This is a genomic window from Mesorhizobium sp. M7A.F.Ca.CA.002.05.1.1 (genome assembly GCF_003998335.1).
Taxonomy (GTDB): Bacteria; Pseudomonadota; Alphaproteobacteria; order Rhizobiales; family Rhizobiaceae; genus Mesorhizobium.
Genome location: NZ_RZQI01001016.1, coordinates 1 through 2013, shown reverse-complemented (window position 1 = coordinate 2013; position 2013 = coordinate 1). Strand labels below are relative to the sequence as shown.

Here is a 2013-nt window from a genome sequence, read left to right as displayed (position 1 = left end):
CCGCTGCACAGTGCGGCCTGAGCGCGGGCGATAGGAATTGGAATGGAGAGAGCATGGGTTCGGATTGGATAAAGACGGCAGCAGCGCGCGGGAGCGCCGGATGACATTGCGCGACCACGCCATCCGCTACGGGTTCATCGTGCTCTTGTTCGGGCTCGTCGCCTATTTCTCGATCGCCGCCGACGGTTTCGTTTCGCCGCAAAGTGCCGTTTTCATCTTCCAGTCGGTCGCCATCACCGGCGTGCTGGCGCTCGGCGTCACCGCCACGCTGGTCGTCGGCGGCTTTGATCTCTCGATCGGCTCCGTCGCCACGTCAGCCATGATGGCGGCCGCCTATGTGATGGTGGTGCTGGAGCAGAACGCCCTTGTCGCGGTCGTCGTCTGCCTGCTCATCGGCGCAATTGTCGGCCTGATCAATGGCTGGCTGATCGTCTACATGCGCGTGCCCGATCTGCTGGCGACGCTCGGCATGATGTTCCTGCTCGTCGGCCTGCAGCGCATTCCAACCGAAGGCCGCTCGATCGCCACCGGCATGACCATGCCGGACGGTTCGGTCGCCAGCGGCAAATTCTCCGACGCCTTCCTGGCGCTCGGCCGCCACCGTTTCGATTTCTTCATCCCGAACCTCATTCCGGTGTCGGTGGTGGTCCTGCTCGTGCTCGCCGTGCTGATCTGGTTCTTCCTCGAATACACACGTTTCGGTCGCATGATGTATGCCGTGGGCAGCAATGAGCGCGCCGCCGAACTCGCCGGTGCGCCTGTCAAGGCATACAAGATCTGGGCCTACGTTATTTCAGGAGTTTTTGCCTCGATCGGCGGCATTTTGCTCGCTGCCCGGCTTGGACGCGGCGACATCGCCTCGGGTAATAATCTGCTGCTCGATGCGGTCGCCGCGGCGCTGATCGGCTACGCGGTGCTAGGTGCCGCCAAGCCGAACGCCTTCGGCACCGCCATCGGCGCGCTGTTCGTCGGCATCTTGCTGCAAGGCCTGACGATGATGAACGCGCCTTACTACACGCAGGATTTCGTCAAGGGCGTGGTTCTGGTCGTCGCCCTTGTCTTCACCTTTGCGCTTTCGGGCAGGGGCAGGAGGTAGCTTTCGACCGGAACAGGATTTTGGGTTCAACAAGAGTGGAGGAAAACAAAGTGAGCATTACAAGAAGACTTCTGGGGAAGGTGGCGCTCGGATTGGCCGGCGCAACCATGCTGATGCAGGTCCCGGCTTTTGCCGCGGACAAGCCGGCGCCTTTCGACAAGCCCGGCGTCAAGATCGCGCTGGTGCGTTATCTCTCGACCGGCGACTTCTTCCAGGCCTATCTGTCGGGCGTCGAGGCGCAGTCGAAGGCGCTCGGCATCGACCTGCGTGTCCTCGACAGCCGCCAGGATGCCGCCCTTCAGTCCGACATGGTCGATCAGGCCATCGCGCTTGGCGTGCAGGGCATCATCATCCAGCACGGCCTGACGGAATCGATGAAGGACGCCGCCCAGCGTGCGGTCGACGCCGGCATCAAGGTGGTGGCGTTCGACGTCAATGTCGAGAATCCCAAGATCCCGCAGATCGAACAGTCCGACCGCGACTTGGCGCGCCTCGCCCTCGAGCAGGCGGTCAAGGACAATGGCGAAAGCTGGAATGCCGGCTATGTCTATGTCGCCGGCATCGCGCCGCTCGACCGCCGCAACGAGACCTGGGTCGACGTCAAGAAGAAGTATGCCGGCATCAAGGAAGTCGCGATGTTCGGCACGCTCGACAATCCGATTGCCAACTCAGTCGCCAACCAGGCGCGTTCGGTGCTGACGGCGCATCCCGACATCAAGGTGATGTTTGCTCCCTATGACGAATTTGCCAAGGGCGTGAAGATCGCCGTCGACGAAGCGGGCTTGAACAAGGGCATCAAGATCTATTCGGCCGATATCTCGACGTCCGATATCGCTGCGATGCGTGAGCCCGACAGCGCCTGGGCCGCGACCGCCGCGACCAATCCGGCTGTCGTCGGCCAGGTCTCGGTGCGTGCG

At 62.4% G+C, this 2013-nt stretch carries 2 protein-coding genes; both read left to right on the top strand.

What is annotated here, in order from left to right; genetic code table 11:
- Window positions 1–100 precede the first annotated feature (100 nt).
- Window positions 101–1096: an ABC transporter permease gene (locus EN939_RS31885; RefSeq protein ID WP_127270087.1), complete on the top strand. Its 996-nt coding sequence runs from the start codon at window positions 101–103 to the stop codon at window positions 1094–1096.
- 50 nt (window positions 1097–1146) lie between these two features.
- Window positions 1147–2013: substrate-binding domain-containing protein (locus tag EN939_RS31880; RefSeq protein WP_164751409.1), on the top strand; the 867-nt coding region annotated here is incomplete at its 3' end.